The sequence below is a fragment of the Brevundimonas sp. SH203 genome, assembly GCF_002157625.1.
In the GTDB taxonomy this organism is placed as follows: Bacteria; Pseudomonadota; Alphaproteobacteria; order Caulobacterales; family Caulobacteraceae; genus Brevundimonas.
In genome coordinates this window covers 420425-436667 of record NZ_BDMM01000002.1, presented here as the reverse complement: position 1 = coordinate 436667, position 16243 = coordinate 420425, and the positions used below count along the sequence as shown (strand labels likewise).

The 16243-nt window shown below is 67.3% G+C and carries 18 protein-coding genes; 6 read left to right on the top strand and 12 right to left on the bottom strand.

What is annotated here, in order from left to right; translation table 11 throughout:
* Window positions 1-45: 45 nt before the first annotated feature.
* Window positions 46-480, bottom strand: coding sequence for an RNA polymerase-binding protein DksA (dksA, locus tag SH203_RS06110; protein ID WP_087119959.1), 435 nt, complete (start codon window positions 478-480; stop codon window positions 46-48).
* A 181-nt stretch (window positions 481-661) separates the two neighbouring features.
* On the bottom strand, window positions 662-1087 hold the full coding sequence (locus SH203_RS06105; RefSeq protein WP_087119958.1) for a flagellar assembly protein FliX: 426 nt from the start codon (window positions 1085-1087) through the stop codon (window positions 662-664).
* A 183-nt stretch (window positions 1088-1270) separates the two neighbouring features.
* On the opposite strand from SH203_RS06105, the gene SH203_RS06100 reads away from it, so the two are divergent.
* From SH203_RS06100 to SH203_RS06085, 4 genes are read left to right on the top strand one after another with little or no spacing between them, the layout of a single operon-like run.
* Window positions 1271-2386, top strand: coding sequence for a flagellar basal body P-ring protein FlgI (locus SH203_RS06100; RefSeq protein ID WP_087119957.1), 1116 nt, complete (start codon window positions 1271-1273; stop codon window positions 2384-2386).
* Between the two features lie 2 nt (window positions 2387-2388).
* Entirely contained in the window at window positions 2389-2691 is a 303-nt protein-coding gene (locus SH203_RS06095) for a rod-binding protein (protein WP_087119956.1), read from the top strand.
* A complete protein-coding gene (locus tag SH203_RS06090) occupies window positions 2688-3125 on the top strand; it encodes a flagellar basal-body protein FlbY (protein ID WP_087119955.1) in 438 nt (145 codons plus the stop codon). The genes SH203_RS06095 and SH203_RS06090 overlap by 4 nt, the downstream gene beginning before the upstream one ends.
* 46 nt (window positions 3126-3171) lie before the next feature.
* Window positions 3172-4749, top strand: a complete 1578-nt coding sequence (locus SH203_RS06085) for an EAL domain-containing protein (RefSeq protein ID WP_087119954.1) — start codon at window positions 3172-3174, stop codon at window positions 4747-4749.
* A gap of 7 nt (window positions 4750-4756) precedes the next feature.
* Here SH203_RS06085 and SH203_RS06080 read toward each other — a convergent pair whose 3' ends face one another.
* Both SH203_RS06080 and SH203_RS15885 read right to left on the bottom strand, forming a co-directional pair.
* Window positions 4757-6268: an ABC-F family ATP-binding cassette domain-containing protein gene (locus tag SH203_RS06080; RefSeq protein ID WP_255376560.1), complete on the bottom strand. Its 1512-nt coding sequence runs from the start codon at window positions 6266-6268 to the stop codon at window positions 4757-4759.
* A gap of 22 nt (window positions 6269-6290) precedes the next feature.
* Window positions 6291-6425, bottom strand: coding sequence for a hypothetical protein (locus tag SH203_RS15885; RefSeq protein ID WP_255376561.1), 135 nt, complete (start codon window positions 6423-6425; stop codon window positions 6291-6293).
* 111 nt (window positions 6426-6536) lie between these two features.
* Between SH203_RS15885 and SH203_RS06075 the strand changes: the two genes are divergently transcribed.
* Window positions 6537-7067, top strand: coding sequence for a group III truncated hemoglobin (locus SH203_RS06075; RefSeq protein WP_234989400.1), 531 nt, complete (start codon window positions 6537-6539; stop codon window positions 7065-7067).
* 1 nt (window position 7068) lies between these two features.
* Here the strand turns inward: SH203_RS06075 and SH203_RS06070 are convergent, their stop codons facing one another.
* On the bottom strand, window positions 7069-7356 hold the full coding sequence (locus SH203_RS06070; protein WP_087119952.1) for a type II toxin-antitoxin system RelE/ParE family toxin: 288 nt from the start codon (window positions 7354-7356) through the stop codon (window positions 7069-7071).
* Window positions 7353-7637 carry a hypothetical protein gene (locus SH203_RS06065; protein ID WP_087119951.1) on the bottom strand — a complete coding sequence of 95 codons (285 nt, stop codon included), beginning with the start codon at window positions 7635-7637 and terminating at the stop codon, window positions 7353-7355. Before SH203_RS06065 ends, SH203_RS06070 begins: the two co-directional genes overlap by 4 nt.
* Window positions 7638-7767: 130 nt before the next feature.
* On the opposite strand from SH203_RS06065, the gene uvrA reads away from it, so the two are divergent.
* Window positions 7768-10710 (top strand): excinuclease ABC subunit UvrA, encoded by a 2943-nt coding sequence (gene uvrA, locus SH203_RS06060; protein WP_087119950.1) that lies wholly within the window; start codon window positions 7768-7770, stop codon window positions 10708-10710.
* Here uvrA and SH203_RS06055 read toward each other — a convergent pair.
* The 6 genes from SH203_RS06055 to SH203_RS06030 form a co-directional block, all read right to left on the bottom strand.
* Window positions 10707-11678 (bottom strand): CPBP family intramembrane glutamic endopeptidase, encoded by a 972-nt coding sequence (locus tag SH203_RS06055; RefSeq protein ID WP_087119949.1) that lies wholly within the window; start codon window positions 11676-11678, stop codon window positions 10707-10709. The two genes, uvrA and SH203_RS06055, sit on opposite strands and share 4 nt — an antisense overlap.
* A 21-nt stretch (window positions 11679-11699) precedes the next feature.
* On the bottom strand, window positions 11700-12590 hold the full coding sequence (locus SH203_RS06050; protein ID WP_087119948.1) for a hypothetical protein: 891 nt from the start codon (window positions 12588-12590) through the stop codon (window positions 11700-11702).
* A 63-nt stretch (window positions 12591-12653) separates the two neighbouring features.
* Entirely contained in the window at window positions 12654-13304 is a 651-nt protein-coding gene (locus tag SH203_RS06045) for an ABC-type transport auxiliary lipoprotein family protein (protein ID WP_087119947.1), read from the bottom strand.
* Window positions 13301-14239: an MlaD family protein gene (locus SH203_RS06040; protein ID WP_087119946.1), complete on the bottom strand. Its 939-nt coding sequence runs from the start codon at window positions 14237-14239 to the stop codon at window positions 13301-13303. Before SH203_RS06040 ends, SH203_RS06045 begins: the two co-directional genes overlap by 4 nt.
* Window positions 14240-14251: 12 nt before the next feature.
* Complete coding sequence (locus SH203_RS06035) at window positions 14252-15046, bottom strand: ABC transporter ATP-binding protein (protein WP_087119945.1); 795 nt, start codon at window positions 15044-15046, stop codon at window positions 14252-14254.
* Window positions 15043-16158, bottom strand: coding sequence for an ABC transporter permease (locus SH203_RS06030; protein WP_087119944.1), 1116 nt, complete (start codon window positions 16156-16158; stop codon window positions 15043-15045). Before SH203_RS06030 ends, SH203_RS06035 begins: the two co-directional genes overlap by 4 nt.
* Window positions 16159-16243: the final 85 nt, after the last annotated feature.

Genomic DNA, 16243 nt, shown 5'->3' with positions numbered 1-16243 from the left:
GTCGCCCCCCAACCGGGCGAAGTCAAGGCGTCGGCCCGTTAAACCTCAGTCGTCGCGGTGGACGCGCTCGCGGCGCTCGTGCCGTTCCTGGGCCTCGACCGACAGGGTCGCGGTCGGACGGGCCTCCAGACGGCCCAGGCCAATGGGTTCGCCGGTGTCCTCGCAATAGCCGTAGGAGCCGTCCTCGATCCGGCGCAGGGCGTCGTCGATCTTGGAGATCAGCTTGCGCTGGCGGTCACGGGTGCGCAGCTCCAGCGCGCGGTCGGATTCGGACGAGGCGCGGTCCACCAGATCGGGGTGGTTCTCGGTCTCGGCCTTCAGATTGACCACCGTGCCCTTGGACTCGCGAAGGATGTCGTCCTTCCAGTCCAGCAGCTTCTTCTTGGAATAGGCCAGCTGCCGTTCATTCATGAACGGCTCGTCGTCGGACGGGCGGTAACGGCCGGATTCGTCGGTCACAACGGACGCCAAAGCGTTCATCGATCTCAAGCTCTCTAACACGCCCCCCTGTGGCGCAGTTGGCCGTATAGTCAGCCTGACGAGTCGCGGCAACGCGGTTCTCGATTCCGTGATCCAAATCGGGCGAACGACCCGGCGAGAGTGACAAATGTCACTCACTCTCCAAGCTTAGCCGTCTGACATTCGTGGATTTTTTCCGGTTTCAGCCGCGCGGGCGGCGCATTTCCGCCTTGGCCAGTTCGACCGAGGCGCGCAGGTCGATCTGGTCCAGCACAGCGTTCAGACCGGGATCGCCATCATCCGCCCGCTCCTCGCGCAGGCTGCGCGCCAGCCGGTCCAGCGACGCCTGGTCCGCATCGCCGCTCAGCAACGCCAGCTTCAGTTCGTCCAGACGATCCAGCAGGCCGCCGCCCCGGCGGATGGCGCGACGCCGACGCTCCAGCGGCCCCTCCACCCCCTGCAAGGCCATCAGGGCCGAGACGTCGGACACGCCTCCGGCGGCGGCGCTGGCCGTCGCGGCCGAAGGCGCAGCGGCGGCGGCCGTCTGACCCAGCGAAAAGCCGCTGGTCGATCGCGTCGCGCGCGTGCTTGTCGGCGTGCTGACGCCGTTTGGCCCGACAACCTTCATGCCCAGTTGCTCCGCATCATGAGCCCATGGATGAGGCCCCGCGATGACTGTTTGGTTAACGCCCCGGCAAATCCTGCCGCATCGTCAGGGCGAATGGATCGGCTGGCGTTGAATTCCCTTGGTTAATCGCGCGGCACGATCCTGGCATGGATCGGCGCGTAAAGCCGCGTGGACGTTCGACCGATGCAAAATCTGCTTGCCCGCCTTGCCGCCTGCGCCGTCGCCGCCCTGACGGTTTCGGCCGGCCCGGCCCTGGCCCAGGTGCAGTCGCGCATCAAGGACATCGCCGCCGTCGAAGGTGTGCGCGGCAACCAGCTGGTCGGCTACGGCATGGTCATGGGGCTGAACGGCACGGGCGACAGCCTGCGCAACTGCCCCTTCACCCGCCAGTCGCTGGAGGGCATGACCGAGCGGCTGGGCGTCAATATTCGCGGCTCCAACGCCAACACCAAGAACATGGCCGCCGTGATGGTGACGGCGGACCTGCCCGCCTTCGCCACGCCGGGTTCGCGCATCGACGTGTCGGTCGCCTCAATGTGCGACGCCAAGAGCCTGCTGGGCGGCTCGCTGGTCGTGACCAGCCTGCAGGGCGCCGATGGCCAGGTCTATGCGGTGGCCCAAGGGTCGGTTCAGACCGGCGCCGTCTCGGCCTCGGGCGGATCGGGCTCGTCGGTGACGCGCGGCGTGCCGACCGCCGGCCGCATCGCCTCGGGCGCCCTGGTCGAACGCGAGACGGGCTTCCAGATGGCGAACATGAACGAGGTGCGGCTGAACCTGCGCAACCCGGACTTCACCACCGCCCAGCGCGTCGCCGCCGTCGTCAACGCCGCCTATCCCGGCGCGGCCCTGGCCGAAAACGGCACGGTCGTCGCCCTGCGCGCCCCGGCCCAGCTGGGCATGGCGGGCTTCATCAGCCGCATCGAAAACCTGCCGGTCAGCGTCGATACCCCCGCCAAGGTCATCATCGACGAGGTCAACGGCGTCATCGTCATGGGCGACGCCGTGCGCATCTCGCGCGTCGCCATCGCCCAGGGCAATCTGACCATATCGGTGGACGAACAGCCCATCGTCAGCCAACCCGCCCCCTTCAGCCAGGGCCAGACCGCCGTCGTCCCCTCCAGCCAGGTCAATGTCGCGGAAGATCTGGGCACCCAGATGCGTTTGGTGGGCGGCGGCGCCAATCTGTCCACCCTGGTCAACGGCCTGAACGCCTTGGGCGTCAGTCCGCGCGACATGATCAGCATCCTGCAGGCCATCAAGGCCGCCGGCGCCCTGCAGGCCGACATCGAGGTGATGTGAGCATGACCGACCTGACCGTCTCAACCGACCTGTTGCGCCCGACCACGGCCGCGCCCGTCGCCGCCAACCGCGACAAGATCAAGGACACCGCCCGCGCCTTCGAGGCCACCTTCATCTCGCAGATGCTGAAGCCGATGTTCGACGGCCTGTCGACCGACGGCCTGTTCGGCGGCGGCCAGGCCGAGGAGACGTGGCGCAGCTTCATGCTGGACGAAATGGCCAAGACGACGGTCAAGGCGGGCGGCATCGGCCTGAGCGGGCCGGTCATGTCCGAAATGCTGAAGATGCAGGAGGGACGGCGATGAGCGACAGCGAACTGGCTAGGGCGCGCGTGCGCCAGCTGATCGACCTGACCCGCCGGCTGACGGATCGGCTGTCGGCCGAAACCCGGGCCTTCGCCGACCGGCGGCCTCAGGACGTCGCGGCCGGTCTGGTCGAGACCCAGGAGATGGCCAATCTGTATCGGCGCGACACCGCCCATGTGAAGGCCAACCCCGACCTGCTGCGCGACGCCCCGCTGGATGACCGCAAGGCGCTGGTCGAGGCCACGCGCGTCTTCGACGCCGTGCTGAACGCCCACGCCCGCGCGGTCGAGGCGGCCCGCCAGATTTCCGAGGGACTGGTCCGCACCATCGCCGCGGAAGTCACCGCCGCCCGCACTCCGGCGGCCGCCTACGCCGCCGACGGCCGCGCGGCCCAGGGCGACGGTCGCGCCGTCGCCTTCAATCGCATGGCCTGATCCGGCATTGCCGATTTTTTAAACGCGCGCGTGCCAACATAGCCTCATGTCGCTGACGACCCGTCTTCTTGGCCTGGCCTTCGCATCCGCCGACACCCTGGTCGAGGTGGACGCGAACGGCGTCGTCGTCTTCGCCATCGGCGCGGGCGCGGCGGCAGGCGAGGACGCCGGCGCGACCTGGACCGGACGGCCGCTCATCGATCTTCTGCACGATGGAGCGACGGTTCTGGCGGCGGTGAAGGACATGAAGTCGGGCGTGCGGATTGCGCCGACGCCCATACTGGTCACGGCCGGCCCCGACCGGGTGCGGCGGGCGTCGTTCCGCGCCTTCGTCCTGCCCCAGATGGCCCCGGCCGTCTCGTGCGCCATATCCTATGAAGGTCCGGCCTTCGCCACGCCCGACGTCGAAGTCCGCCCGCTGATGAAGCCGGACGAGTTCCTGAGCGACGCGGGCCGGGTGCTGAACGCCAACCCGGATGTCGCCCTGTCCTTCCTGGACATCAAGGGGCTGGACGCCGTCGGCGACGACATCGCGGATCGTATGAACCGCCGCATCGAGGCCACGCTGCAATCGGCCGCCGTCGAGGGATCGGCCGCCGCCCAGCTGACCAACGCCCGTTTCGCCCTGTTGCGCCCCACCAACGATCGCCGCGACATCGCCGCCGAGATCGTCGAGGCGGGCCGCGCCGAGGGGCTGTCGCTGGGCGCCGAGGCGTTCAACTCGCCGGTGCCGGCCGGTTCCGACTCTCTGTGCGTGCTGCGCGCCATGCGTTTCGCCATCGAAGGCTGTCTGAAGGGCGACGGCCTGGCCAATCCCCAGATCGCCTTCGCGGACTCGCTGAAGCGCACCTTCAAGGAGGCCGAGAGCTTCCGCAGCGTGGTGAAATCGCGCGACTTCGAGGTCCACTACCAGCCGATCGTCAACCTCGATTCGCGCGCGGTGCATCATTTCGAGGCCCTGGCGCGGTTCAAGGCCGACAGCGGTCCCGCCGACGCCATCCGCATGGCCGAAGAGCTGGACCTGATCAAATCCTTCGACCTGGCCGTCGCCGAGAAGGTGCTGAAACGGATGCGCCAGCCGGGCGCCGGCCTGCTGAAGATGGCGATCAATGTCTCGGGCGCGTCTCTGGGCGACGACAACTATGTCGAACAGCTGTTGCGCATGACCGCCGGCGCGTCGGAAGAGCGGCGTCGCCTGATCGTCGAGGTCACGGAAACCTCGGCCGTGGCGGACATCGAGGCCGCCAATCGTCGCCTGTCCGGGCTGCGCGAGGCGGGCATCAAGGTCTGTATCGACGACTTCGGCGCCGGCGCCGCCGCCTTCGACTATCTGCGCAAGATGGCGGTGGATGCGGTCAAGATCGACGGCGCCATCGTGCGCGACGTCCAGACCGAAGAACGATCCAAGACCCTGGTTCACAGCATCGTGGAAATGTGCCGCTCGATGAAGCTGGAAACCATCGGCGAGATGATCGAGACGGACGCGGTCGCCGCCGAACTGAAATCGGCCGGCGTGGACTATGGCCAGGGCTGGCTGTTCGGCCGCGCCGAGGCGGACCCCCGCGTCCAACTGCCCACCCCGACCATGGTGCGTCGTCGGGGCACGGTCGAAGCCTGGGGCTGACACGGCCCTAAAGGCTCAGGGTTCGGTCGATGTTCAGCGCGGACAGAAAATCGGCGTCGTGGCTGACGACCAACAGGGCGCCGTCATAGGCGTTCAGCGCCGCCTCCACCGCCGCGATGGATTCGATGTCCAGGTGGTTGGTCGGCTCGTCCAGCACCAGCAGTTGCGGCGGCGAAACTCCCGTCAGGACGCAGGCCAGACCCGCCCTCAGCCGCTCGCCGCCCGACAGTTCGCCCACGCACCGATGGGCCGCCGTGTTGCGGAACAGAAAGCGCGCCAGGGCGGCGTGGGCGTCATTGTCCGAACCGCCCGGGTTCAACCGTCGCCAGGCCGCGATCACCGTCTCGTCCGGCCTCAGCAAGGCGACGTCCTGATCCAGCAGGACGGCGGGCGCCGGTCGATCCACCCGGCCCGCGCTGGGCTCCAGGTCCCCCACGGCCAGCCGTAGCAGGGTCGTCTTGCCCGCGCCATTGGCCCCGGCGACCGCCATCCGCTCCGGCCCGACCATCTGCAGGTCGATGGGCCCGACCACGACCCGCCCGTCCGGCGCCCGCCAGACCGCCCTGTCCAGCGCCAACACCGTGCGCCCCGCCGCCAGACCCGTGGGCGGCATGGGAATGGTCAGGGTGCGGGTCCGCTCCACCCGCGAGCGCGCCTCGACCAGGGCGGACTGCGCCTGGTCCGCCTGTCGCTGGGCCAGCAGATGGTCGCGGCCGCCGCTGTTTTCCGCACGCTCGGCCCGCGCGCCCAGCAGGACCTTGGGCATGTCGCCCCTGGACGCCTTGCGCCGTCCTGCCCCGTCGCGTCGGGCCTTGGTCTCCGCCCGCCTCTGGATCTCGGCGCCGATCCGGGCCAGGTCGCGTTCGGCCTCGATCAGGTCGCGCGCGGCGGCCTCCCGCTCCACGGCCCGATGCGCGACATAGGCGTCGTAGCCGCCGCCATGGAGGCGGACGCCCAGACTGGACACCTCCAGAATACGGTCCATGCGGCGCAGCAGGCCGCGATCATGGCTGACGACCACCACCCCGCCCTTCCAGCGCCCGACCACCTCCGTCACCTGCGCCCGCGCCTGGACGTCCAGATGGTTGGTGGGTTCGTCCAGCAGCAACAGATCGGGCCGCTGCATCATCAGGGCCGCCAGCCGTAGTCGCGTCTGTTCTCCGCCGCTGAGACTGGCCGTGGGGCGATCCAGCGCCAGACCGCCCAGCCCCACATCGGCCAGGACCTCGTCCAGCCGCGCCTGCAGCGTCCAGTCGGCGTCCTCCAGATCACGCTCGCTCGCCTCGCCGGCCAGCACCCGCGCCACGACCGCCAGCGGTTCGTCCACACCGAGGGTCCGGGCCGCCGTCTCGCCAGGTGCGGGATCGTGGCGTTGATGGAGCATCCCCACCGCGCCGGATCGCGCGACCGCGCCCTCGGCCGGCGCGATTTCACCCGCGAGCAAATGCAGCAGGGTGGTCTTGCCCACGCCATTGCGACCGACGACGCCGGTGCGCTCAGCCCCGAACGTCAGGCTCAGATTGTCGAAGAGAGGGGCGCCCTCAGATGTCCGTGCGGCGACCTTGTCGAATGTCGCGAACGCGGACGGGGACGCGCTTGGGCTTTGGCGTATTGGCATGAAGGATCACGAGCAGCATGGCGGACAGGGCGGAACCGGTTGCCAGTGCGATGATCATGGTCTTCAGGCCTTCTGCAAAAACGCTTCAGAACACGGAGGATGGGTCCAGATCGGGCGATGCGCAAGCCCGACGACGAACACGGCCGCGTGAGCCGGGACGGAACGTCCAATGGCCAGGCCCGATCCAGCGTCCTATCTGACCCTCATGACCACGCCTTTCCGCATCGAGGACGCCGCAGGCGCCGCCGCCCGCCGCGAAGCCGCCGTTCAGCAATTGCGCGACGAGACCGGCATCGACGAGGCCATGATCGACACCCTGGTCGAAGGCTTCTACGCCCGCGTCCGCGACGACGGCCTGATCGGTCCCATCTTCGCCGAGCGCATTACGGACTGGGGGCCGCATCTGGCCCAGATGAAGCTGTTCTGGTCGTCCATCGCCCTGTCCACCGGCGTCTATCAGGGCCGTCCCATGCCCAAACACCTGCCCCTGCCCATCGACGCGCGCCATTTCGACCGCTGGCTGGAGATCTTCGTCGCTACGGCCGACGACCTCTGCCCGCCGGTCGCCGCCAGACACTTCATCGAACGCGCCCGCCGCATCGCCGAAAGCCTGGAACTGGGCGTCGCCAACGCCAACAGTGTCCTGCTGGTCAAGGGCGAACGCTACATCCGCCCGACGCAGCCCTGGACGCCGGAATAGATCAGGCGGAACGATCTTCCAAAGTGTGGAAGATGCGCGTGACGATGACGTCCGCTCCAACCACACGATAGCGAATGACATAGCCGGCCTGCCCAAATCGGACGATCATGTCGCGACCACCGATCCGGTTCTTGGGCGCGCGCTCTGGAAACATCGCCAGGGTTCTCAACGCCTTGTCCAGCACATCCGCAGCGCGCAAGGCGGCGCCCGGCGACACCTCGGCCAGAAAGTTCGAGACACGGATCAGATCGCTGCGTGCGGGCGGCAGCAGCCTGACCCGATAGTTCACGCCTTCTCCGCCAGTCGCCGCTCCAGATTGGCGTGAAAGTCACGAAGCGCGTCATCCAGCGGAATGGTCACGCCCGTGCGCTCATACTCCGCCCAGCGTTCCTCATCTTCTGCGACCCAGACCGCCGGATATTCGCTTACACCTGCGACGCCAATGTCGCCGATCACGTCTTCCAGCGCCTGTAGTGCATAGACGGTCGGCTCCATGCCCGCGGCCTCGGCCGCCGCCTTCAGGCGCCGCGCCTGATCCTCGTTCAGGTGAATGTCGAACCCGTCGGCCATGCGGCGACGATAACCCAGCCGGCCGAACGTCGCAATGTTCCCACAATGTTCTTGCTTATATTCCGCGATTCATCCCCATATAGCGATGTCGCGCCGGAGCCGTCCGGCCCTCCCCGCGTTCCCGGATTCCATGACCGAAAAGCACAACTTCATCCGCGTTCGCGGCGCCCGCGAGCATAATCTCAAGGGCGTGGACCTGGATATTCCGCGCGAACAGCTGGTGGTGATGACCGGCCTGTCGGGGTCGGGCAAGTCGTCCCTGGCCTTTGACACCATCTACGCCGAGGGCCAGCGCCGCTATGTCGAGAGCCTGTCGGCCTATGCGCGCCAGTTTCTGGAGCTGATGGGCAAGCCGGACGTGGACCTGATCGAGGGCCTGTCCCCGGCCATCTCCATCGAACAGAAGACCACATCCAAGAACCCGCGCTCGACCGTCGGCACGGTGACGGAGATTCACGACTATATGCGCCTGTTGTGGGCGCGGGTGGGCGTGCCCTATTCGCCCGCGACCGGCCTGCCCATCGAGAGCCAGACCATCAGCCAGATGGTCGACAAACTGACCGCCCTGCCCGACGGCGAGCGCATCCTGCTGCTGGCCCCCGTCGTGCGCGGCCGAAAGGGCGAATACCGGAAAGAGATCGCCGAATGGCAGCGTCAGGGCTTTCAGCGCCTGAAGATCGACGGCCAGTTCTATCCCATCGACGAAGCCCCGACGCTGGACAAGAAGTTCAAGCACGACATCGACATCGTGGTGGACCGGATCGTCACCAAGCCGGATCAGGAAGGCCGCTACGCCGACAGTCTTCAGACCGCGCTGGGTCTGGCCGACGGTCTGGCGACGGCGGAATGGGCGTCCACCAATGAGGGCGAGACCGCGCCCCGCACCCTGGTCTTTTCAGAGCGTTTCGCCTGTCCGGTGTCCGGTTTCACCATCGCCGAGATCGAGCCGCGGCTGTTCTCGTTCAACAATCCGTTCGGCGCCTGTCCGGTCTGCGACGGGCTGGGCGTCAAACTGGCCTTCGACGCCGATCTGGTGATCCCGGATCGAGACAAGACCCTGCACGGCGGGGCGGTCGCGCCCTGGGCGCGCGGGCCGTCGCCGCTCTACACCCAGACGCTTCAGTCGCTTTCGACCCACTACGGCTTCTCGATGGATGTCGCATGGCGCGATCTTCCGGCCCAGGCGCACAAGGCCATCCTGTACGGAACCGGCGCCGAAAAGATCAAATTCACCTATGACGACAACGCCCGCAAATATGAGGTGTCCAAGCCGTTCGAGGGCGTGCTGCCGAACCTGGAACGCCGCTGGCGCGAGACCGACAGCGCCTGGGTGCGCGAGGAGCTGGGCCGCTATCAGTCCGAGACCCCATGCGACGCCTGCCACGGCAAGCGGCTGAAGCCCGAGGCCCTGGCGGTCAAGGTCGGGGGCGAGGACATCGCCGACATCTCCACCCTGTCGATCTCCAAGGCCTATCTGTGGTTCTCGACGCTGGAAGAGAGCCTGTCCGAAAAACAGATGGAGATCGCCCGGCGCATCCTGAAGGAGATCTGCGACCGACTGCGGTTCCTGAACAATGTCGGGCTGGACTATCTGAACCTGTCGCGGTCGTCCGGCACCCTGTCGGGCGGCGAGAGCCAGCGCATCCGTCTGGCGTCGCAGATCGGTTCGGGCCTGACCGGCGTCCTCTATGTGTTGGACGAACCATCCATCGGCCTGCACCAGCGCGACAACACCCGCCTGCTGGAAAGCCTGAAAGGCTTACGCGACCTGGGCAACTCCGTCCTGGTGGTCGAGCATGACGAAGAGGCCATCCTGACCGCCGACTATGTCATCGACATGGGACCGGCGGCGGGCGTTCACGGCGGCACGGTCTGCGCCGAGGGCACGCCGGAACAGGTCATGGCCAATCCCAACTCCCTGACCGGAAAATATCTGACCGGCGCACGCGAGATCGAAATCCCCGCCGAGGGCCGCCGTCCGATCAACCGCAAGCGGATGCTGAAGATTTCCGGCGCCAGCGGCAACAATCTGAAGAATGTGACGGGCGAAATCCCGGTCGGCGTCTTCACCTGCATCACCGGGGTCTCGGGCGGCGGCAAGTCAACCTTCACCATCGAGACCCTATACAAAGCCGCCGCGCGCCGCCTGAACAATGCGTCCGAGGCCCCCGCCCCCTTCGACCGGATCGAGGGGCTGGAGCATTTCGATAAGGTCATCGACATCGACCAGTCGCCGATCGGCCGCACCCCGCGTTCTAACCCCGCCACCTACACCGGCGCCTTCGGCCCCATCCGCGACTGGTATGCCGGCCTGCCGGAATCCAAGGCGCGCGGCTATGGCCCCGGCCGGTTCAGCTTCAACGTCAAGGGCGGCCGCTGCGAGGCGTGTCAGGGCGACGGCGTCATCAAGATCGAGATGCACTTCCTGCCCGACGTCTATGTCACCTGCGACGTCTGCAAGGGCAAACGCTACAATCGCGAGACGCTGGAGATCGTGTTCAAGGGCAAGTCCATCAGTGACGTGCTGGACATGACGGTCGAAGAGGCCGCCAGCTTCTTCAAGGCCGTGCCGCCGATCCGCGACAAGATGCTGACGCTGGAGCGGGTGGGACTGGGCTACGTCAAGGTCGGCCAGCCCGCCACCACCCTGTCGGGCGGCGAGGCCCAGCGGGTCAAACTGTCCAAGGAGCTGTCGAAACGCGCCACGGGCCGCACCCTCTATATCCTCGACGAGCCGACCACCGGCCTGCACTTCGAGGACACGCGCAAACTGCTGGAGGTGCTTCAGGAACTGGTCGAGGCGGGTAACACCATCGTCGTGATCGAGCACAATCTCGATGTCATCAAGGTCGCCGACTATCTGCTGGACTTCGGTCCCGAAGGCGGCGACGGCGGCGGCGAGATCGTCGCGGTCGGCACGCCCGAACAGGTGGCCGCCAACACCGCCAGCTGGACCGGCAAATACCTGAAAGAGGTGCTGGACCGGCACGAGGAGCGCCGCAAGGCCCGCGTCGCGGCTCTGGGCGGTTCAGACGCCAAACCCGCTCGCAAGAAGGCGAAGGCGTCGGCCTAGGCCGGCGCTTTTTCCACGACAACCGGCGTGGCGGCTTCCACGACCACGCCATAGTCCCGGCTGCGCCAGCGCAGGGCCAGCACGACGGCGGCGATCACCAGCATGGCGGTCGTGACCACGCTGCCTTCGGGTCCGAAGGCGGCGCCGGTCAGCCACCAGGGCGCGCCTGCCCGGTCGGCCAGATCGACGATCAGCGGCGGCGTGTCGATCACCTGCCCCGACACCTCCAGCCCGAAGCCCAGGCCCAGCAGCCAGTTCCAGGCCGCGTGCCAACCGCACACGCCCCACAGCGACCCCTGGCGCGCAGCGTAGAGGCCGATCATCACGCCGAACAACACGACATTGAAGACCCCGACGGCCAGTTCCGGCGACGGCTTGATGTTGCTCGCATGGAGCAGACCAAACAGGGCCGAACTCAGGCCGATGCCCCAGCCCAGTCCGTGGCGCGAGGCGATGACCTGCATCAGCCAGCCGCGCGTGACGATCTCCTCGGTCGAACCCTGGACCACGAAACCGGCCATCAGGACCAGGATCGGCAGAAGGGCGCCGACGACATTCGCCGTCGCGAATGCACCCCCGCTCTCGATCCGATAGCCGCCGAACAGGGCGATCACGCCGACGACCGCGAGCAGAGCCGCCAGCCCCAGACCATAGCCTTGGGCGAAACGCTTCAACCCGAGACCGTTGAACCCGATCGCGTCCAGTCCGCGACGCTCGAACAACCGGACCCAAGCGACGGTGATCAGGGCGATGAAGGCGAACCCGAACAGGGTATAGGCCATCGCGCCCCATCCCTGATTCTGGCCCTGATCCTGGCCCTGCAGCGAAACCCAGCCCAGCAGCACGGCGGGTATGACGGTCAGGGTCTGACCCAGGGCGATGAAGACCACGGCCAGGATCAGCGCGGCGGCCGTCCAGGTCCGCCGGACGCGCGGCTGGCGCGGCGCGTAAAGCTCTATGCCCGCCATCGCTCCGTTACCCGCCCGAACTCAACGCCCCTGAGACGTGCGCAGCGCCAGCCACGCCGCCGAGAAGGGCGCGTAAAGCACCGCCAGCTGCAGCGCCGACAGGAAGGCGTTGACGACGGAGGTGATCAGCAGGGCCGGCCAGGCCTGAATCAGGATCTGCCCAAGGCCCATGTCGGCGTAACGGGCCAGGCCCTGCACCCCGCCGGTCGCCAGATCGGCCGCCGCGCTGATGATCATGCCCAGAATACTGACGATCAGGGACATGATCACCGCGATCACCGCCATGCCCAGCAGTGACCAGAAATGCCCCCTGGTCGCGGAAAAGGACTCCAGGATCACGATCTTGCGGCGATCCACCGTCATGGGTACGGCCAGGCTGAACTTGATGGCCAGCCAGACCACCAGGGCGAAGACGGCGAAGATCAGCAGCACGGCCAGCAGGATCAGCAGCGGCTGGCCGGAAGCGACGCCAACACCCATGGCGACGCCCACGGCCATCATGGCCACGCCCGACGTCAGGCCGACGATCAGGCTGATGGCCAGGCTGACTAGAAGGACGCGAAGCTCGTCCATGCCGAGACGGAGGTAGCCCCAACGCGACTCGTTCGGCCGCAACACCGAGCGCGCCACGGCGGCGCTCAACACCGCGCCGATCACCAGGCCCAAAGGCGCGGCCATCAGGAAGGCGCTGGCGTAGATGGGGCCCAGGGCCTGGAAATCGGCCATCGACGGATTGGCCGACTGTTCCAGCGTCTCGCCTGCCGCCATCAGGGCCGCCCATTTGTCCGCGCCGAAGCCGAACATGACGACATAGAGCAGCAGATAGGTCAGGCCCCAGGCCAGGGCGACCATCGGATGACGGCGAACGACCCGGAACCCTTCGAAGGCCGCGTCGGTGGCGGAAAAACTCATGACAGCTCCGGGTGCAGATTCGACCTCACCCTAGCGCATCCGCCATCCGCCGTCCCGCCTGCTTCACGTGGCGGACTGAATGGTCCAGTCGGCGATCTGGGTGTTGATGTCGCGCGTGGCGGCGTCGAAGGCGGCGACGATGGCCGAAACCCGGTTTTCGCCGGCCGGCCGGGTCACGGTGAAGACCCGTTCGACCGAACGGCCCTGTTCGGGCCGGATGGCCGCGCCGCCCGCCTGCCGCTCGGGCGTCGAGCGCAGCTGAGCGCGGGCCGTGACCACGACGTCGGGCGTCGCGCCCGGCGCGGCGTATCGCGCCTCGAAGGTCGTGACCGTCACCTGCAGCACCAGCGGCGGCGTGCCCGGCTCGCGGCGGCCCAGCACGCGGATGCGGTCGGCGCGATTGGCGAAGGCGGCCTTCAGGCTGTCGTCGAACAGGGTCGAGGCGGGCGAAACCCAGCGCGCGCCGCCGATATAGGATGTCTCCAGTCCGGTCACGCCCAAGATGCGATCATCGCCGGCGGCCTGCGGAAACTCGATGCGGCGGATCGACACCGTCAACGGCGAGGGCCGGTCGCCCACGGCGGACGGCGCCGCCATCGGCAGGCCGAAGCGATAGTTCTGCACCGGATCGGGCGTGGACAGCAGCGAACATCCGCTGAGCGCCGCCGCGATCGCCAGACCGGCCGACAGCTGAAGGGCGGGACGAAGGATCACGGCTGCACCTCAAGTTCTTTGGATTGGGGACGTCCGATGAAGTCGCGCGGGCTGGCGCGGACATCGTCGATCAGCGCCTGCAGGGACCGGGTGGCGTCCTGCAACTCCTCGATCGTGCCGGTCAGCTGCGGCAGGCTGGAGGTCGCGAAGTCGCCCAGCGGCCGTTCCAGACCCGTGATCGAACGGTTGGCCGAGGCGATGGCGGTTCGGGCCTCCGCCGTCGCCGCATTGATGTTGGCGATGGCCTGGCGACCGTCGGTGTTGATGATCTGGCGGCTGTCGACGGCCAATGCCTGATATTCCTTCACCGCGGCGTTGGCGTTCGTCACCGCCTCTTCCAACTGCTGGAAGATGGCCTTGCGGGCTTCAAGCTCGGTGGTCAGGGCCTCGACGTTCTTCACGCTGGTCGAGAAGCTGCGGATATTGTCGTCGGACATGACGCGGTTAATGCGGTTCAGCGCATCCACGGTCTGGGCCAGAACGGTGCCCGATCCGCTCAGCAGTTCGGCGATGGGCGACGGCTGGCTTTGCAACACCGGCACGACATTGTCGGGATACTGGTCCCGCAGAAGGGCGCTGTTGGGCGAACCGGCGGTGATCTGGATATAGTTCAGCCCCGTGATCCCCTGCGGCTCCAGCTGGGCGCGCGAGGTGACGCGAACGGGCGTGGTGCCGTCGACGCGGACGCGGGCGATGACCTGATCGCCCCTTTTGGTGTCGATGTGCAGATCGGTGACTTCGCCGACGCGAATGCCGTTGAAATGCACCTCTCCCCCTTCCGACAGGCCGTTCACCGGCCCGTAGAAGACGATGTCATAGAGGTCGTAGTCGCGGTTGAACTGCAGCCGGGCCAACCAGATGGTGAACACCGCCAGCGCCGCCAGAAGGCAGACGGTGGCGATCCCGACGGCGGCGTAATGTGCGTCTCTTTCCATGCTCGGCTCTCCTCAGGCCGCACTTTTGGTGGCTGCGCGACCGCGCGGCCCCAGGAAGTATTCCTTGATCCACGGATGGTCGGAATGTTCCAGCTCCTGCACCGTGGCCTTTTCCACCACCCGCTTGTCCGCCAGGACCGCGACCTTGTCGCAGATGGCGTAAAGGCTATCGAGGTCGTGGGTGATCATGAAGACCGACAGACCCAGATCGTCCGCCAGCTGGCGGATCAGGTCATCGAACGCCGCCGCCCCGATAGGGTCCAGACCCGCCGTCGGTTCGTCCAGAAACACCAGTTCCGGGTCCAGCGCCAGGGCGCGGGCCAGGCCGGCGCGCTTCTTCATCCCGCCCGACAGTTCGGCCGGCTTCAGATAATGATGCTCGGGCTTCAGGCCGACCATGGCGATCTTCAGCTCGGCCAGCTCATAGATCACCGACTTGGGCAGTCTGGTGTGTTCAACCAGCGGCGAGGCCACGTTCTCCAGCACCGTCAGGGACGAAAACAGCGCCCCCTGCTGGAACAGGATGCCGGTGCGGCGTTCGATGTCGGCGGCCTGCGGGTCGGTCAGGGTGGCCCGGTCGTAGCCCAGCACCTTGACCGATCCGCCCTCGGGCTGTTTCAGGCCGATGATGGTGTTCAGCAGCACCGTCTTGCCGGCGCCCGACCCGCCGACCACGCCCATGACCTCGCCCCGTTGCAGGTCGAGGTCCAGGTTTTCGTGGATGGTCCGCTCGCCGAACTGGCTCAGCAGACCGCGCACCTCGATCAGGTTTTCCGGCTCGGACCCGGCGGCCGCAGCGTCGGTCATATGTTCAGCTCCAGGAAGACCAGGGCGAACACGGCGTCCAGCAGGATGATGGCGAAGATGGCCTGAACCACCGCCGCCGTCACGCGCCGCCCCAGGCTCTCGACGTCGCCGGCGACCGACATCCCCTGACGACAGCCGATGGCGGCGATGACCAGGGCGAAGACGGGCGCCTTCACCAGACCGACCATCATGTGCTGGGCCATGCTGCCGTCCTCGACCAGCCGCTGGAAGAAGAAGGACGGGCCGAGATTCAGCGAACTCCAGCAGACCACCAGACCGCCCATAAGCCCGCCGATCATCCCCAGGAAGGTCAGCAGCGGCAGCATCACCACCAAGGCCGCCACGCGCGGCACGACCAATGCCTGGAACGGATTGACGCCCATGACCTGCATGGCGTCGACCTCCTGGTTCATCCGCATGGAGCCGATCTCGGCGGCGAAGGCCGACGAGGAGCGGCCGGCCAGCAGCACCGAGGCGATCACCACCGCGAACTCGCGGAACATGGCCACGCCGATCAGCTGCACCGCGAACACCTGGGCGCCGAAGTCGGTCAGCAGATCCACGCCGATGAAGGCCACCACCGCCCCGATGAAGAAGTTGGTGATCATGACGATGGGAATGGCGTCCAGGCCCGAGCGTTCGGCCTGGCTGACCCAGGCGGGCCAGCGGATGCCGCCGGGACGCCGCACGGCCTCGACCACCGCAGCCATCAACCGCCCCAGGAAGGACAGGGACAGCATGGCCTCGCCGCCGAAGTCATAGACCCCGCGACCGATCTTGGCGAAGGTTCGAACAAAGGCGCTGGGGCGTTTGGGGGCCGGGGCGCTCTTGCGCTCCAGCAGTTCGATCATGTGGTAGATGCGGCCCGCCTCGGGACGATCCTTCCACTGGCTCTTGGACAGACGGCCGCTGGACGCCTGGACCAGGGCCAGGGCGCCGGCGGTGTCGAACCGTCCCAGGTCGGAGGTGTCGATGCTGGCGATCTCGCGCCCTTCCAGGTCGCGGCTCAGTTCGGTCGGCAAGCGGCCGAGCGCGGTCGTGGTCCAGTCGCCGGTCAGGCGCAGCCGCGCCGCGCCGTCCGTCTCCACGATCTCGTATTGCGCCTGGTTCATCGGACCTCGAACGACAGGTCGGACATCGCGATCATCCCCTGGCCGCCCCGTCGGACAGCCGAAATCCCTGCCGCGCTAATGGTCA

Bases quoted from the DNA above. Each gene is read 5' to 3' on its own strand.
- dksA (WP_087119959.1), bottom strand. From the start codon at position 480: ATGAACGCTTTGGCGTCCGTTGTGACCGACGAATCCGGCCGTTACCGC.
- SH203_RS06105 (WP_087119958.1), bottom strand. From the start codon at position 1,087: ATGAAGGTTGTCGGGCCAAACGGCGTCAGCACGCCGACAAGCACGCGC.
- SH203_RS06100 (WP_087119957.1), top strand. From the start codon at position 1,271: ATGCAAAATCTGCTTGCCCGCCTTGCCGCCTGCGCCGTCGCCGCCCTG.
- SH203_RS06095 (WP_087119956.1), top strand. From the start codon at position 2,389: ATGACCGACCTGACCGTCTCAACCGACCTGTTGCGCCCGACCACGGCC.
- SH203_RS06090 (WP_087119955.1), top strand. From the start codon at position 2,688: ATGAGCGACAGCGAACTGGCTAGGGCGCGCGTGCGCCAGCTGATCGAC.
- SH203_RS06085 (WP_087119954.1), top strand. From the start codon at position 3,172: ATGTCGCTGACGACCCGTCTTCTTGGCCTGGCCTTCGCATCCGCCGAC.
- SH203_RS15885 (WP_255376561.1), bottom strand. From the start codon at position 6,425: ATGATCATCGCACTGGCAACCGGTTCCGCCCTGTCCGCCATGCTGCTC.
- SH203_RS06075 (WP_234989400.1), top strand. From the start codon at position 6,537: ATGGCCAGGCCCGATCCAGCGTCCTATCTGACCCTCATGACCACGCCT.
- SH203_RS06065 (WP_087119951.1), bottom strand. From the start codon at position 7,637: ATGGCCGACGGGTTCGACATTCACCTGAACGAGGATCAGGCGCGGCGC.
- uvrA (WP_087119950.1), top strand. From the start codon at position 7,768: ATGACCGAAAAGCACAACTTCATCCGCGTTCGCGGCGCCCGCGAGCAT.
- SH203_RS06055 (WP_087119949.1), bottom strand. From the start codon at position 11,678: ATGGCGGGCATAGAGCTTTACGCGCCGCGCCAGCCGCGCGTCCGGCGG.
- SH203_RS06050 (WP_087119948.1), bottom strand. From the start codon at position 12,590: ATGAGTTTTTCCGCCACCGACGCGGCCTTCGAAGGGTTCCGGGTCGTT.
- SH203_RS06040 (WP_087119946.1), bottom strand. From the start codon at position 14,239: ATGGAAAGAGACGCACATTACGCCGCCGTCGGGATCGCCACCGTCTGC.
- SH203_RS06035 (WP_087119945.1), bottom strand. From the start codon at position 15,046: ATGACCGACGCTGCGGCCGCCGGGTCCGAGCCGGAAAACCTGATCGAG.
- SH203_RS06030 (WP_087119944.1), bottom strand. From the start codon at position 16,158: ATGAACCAGGCGCAATACGAGATCGTGGAGACGGACGGCGCGGCGCGG.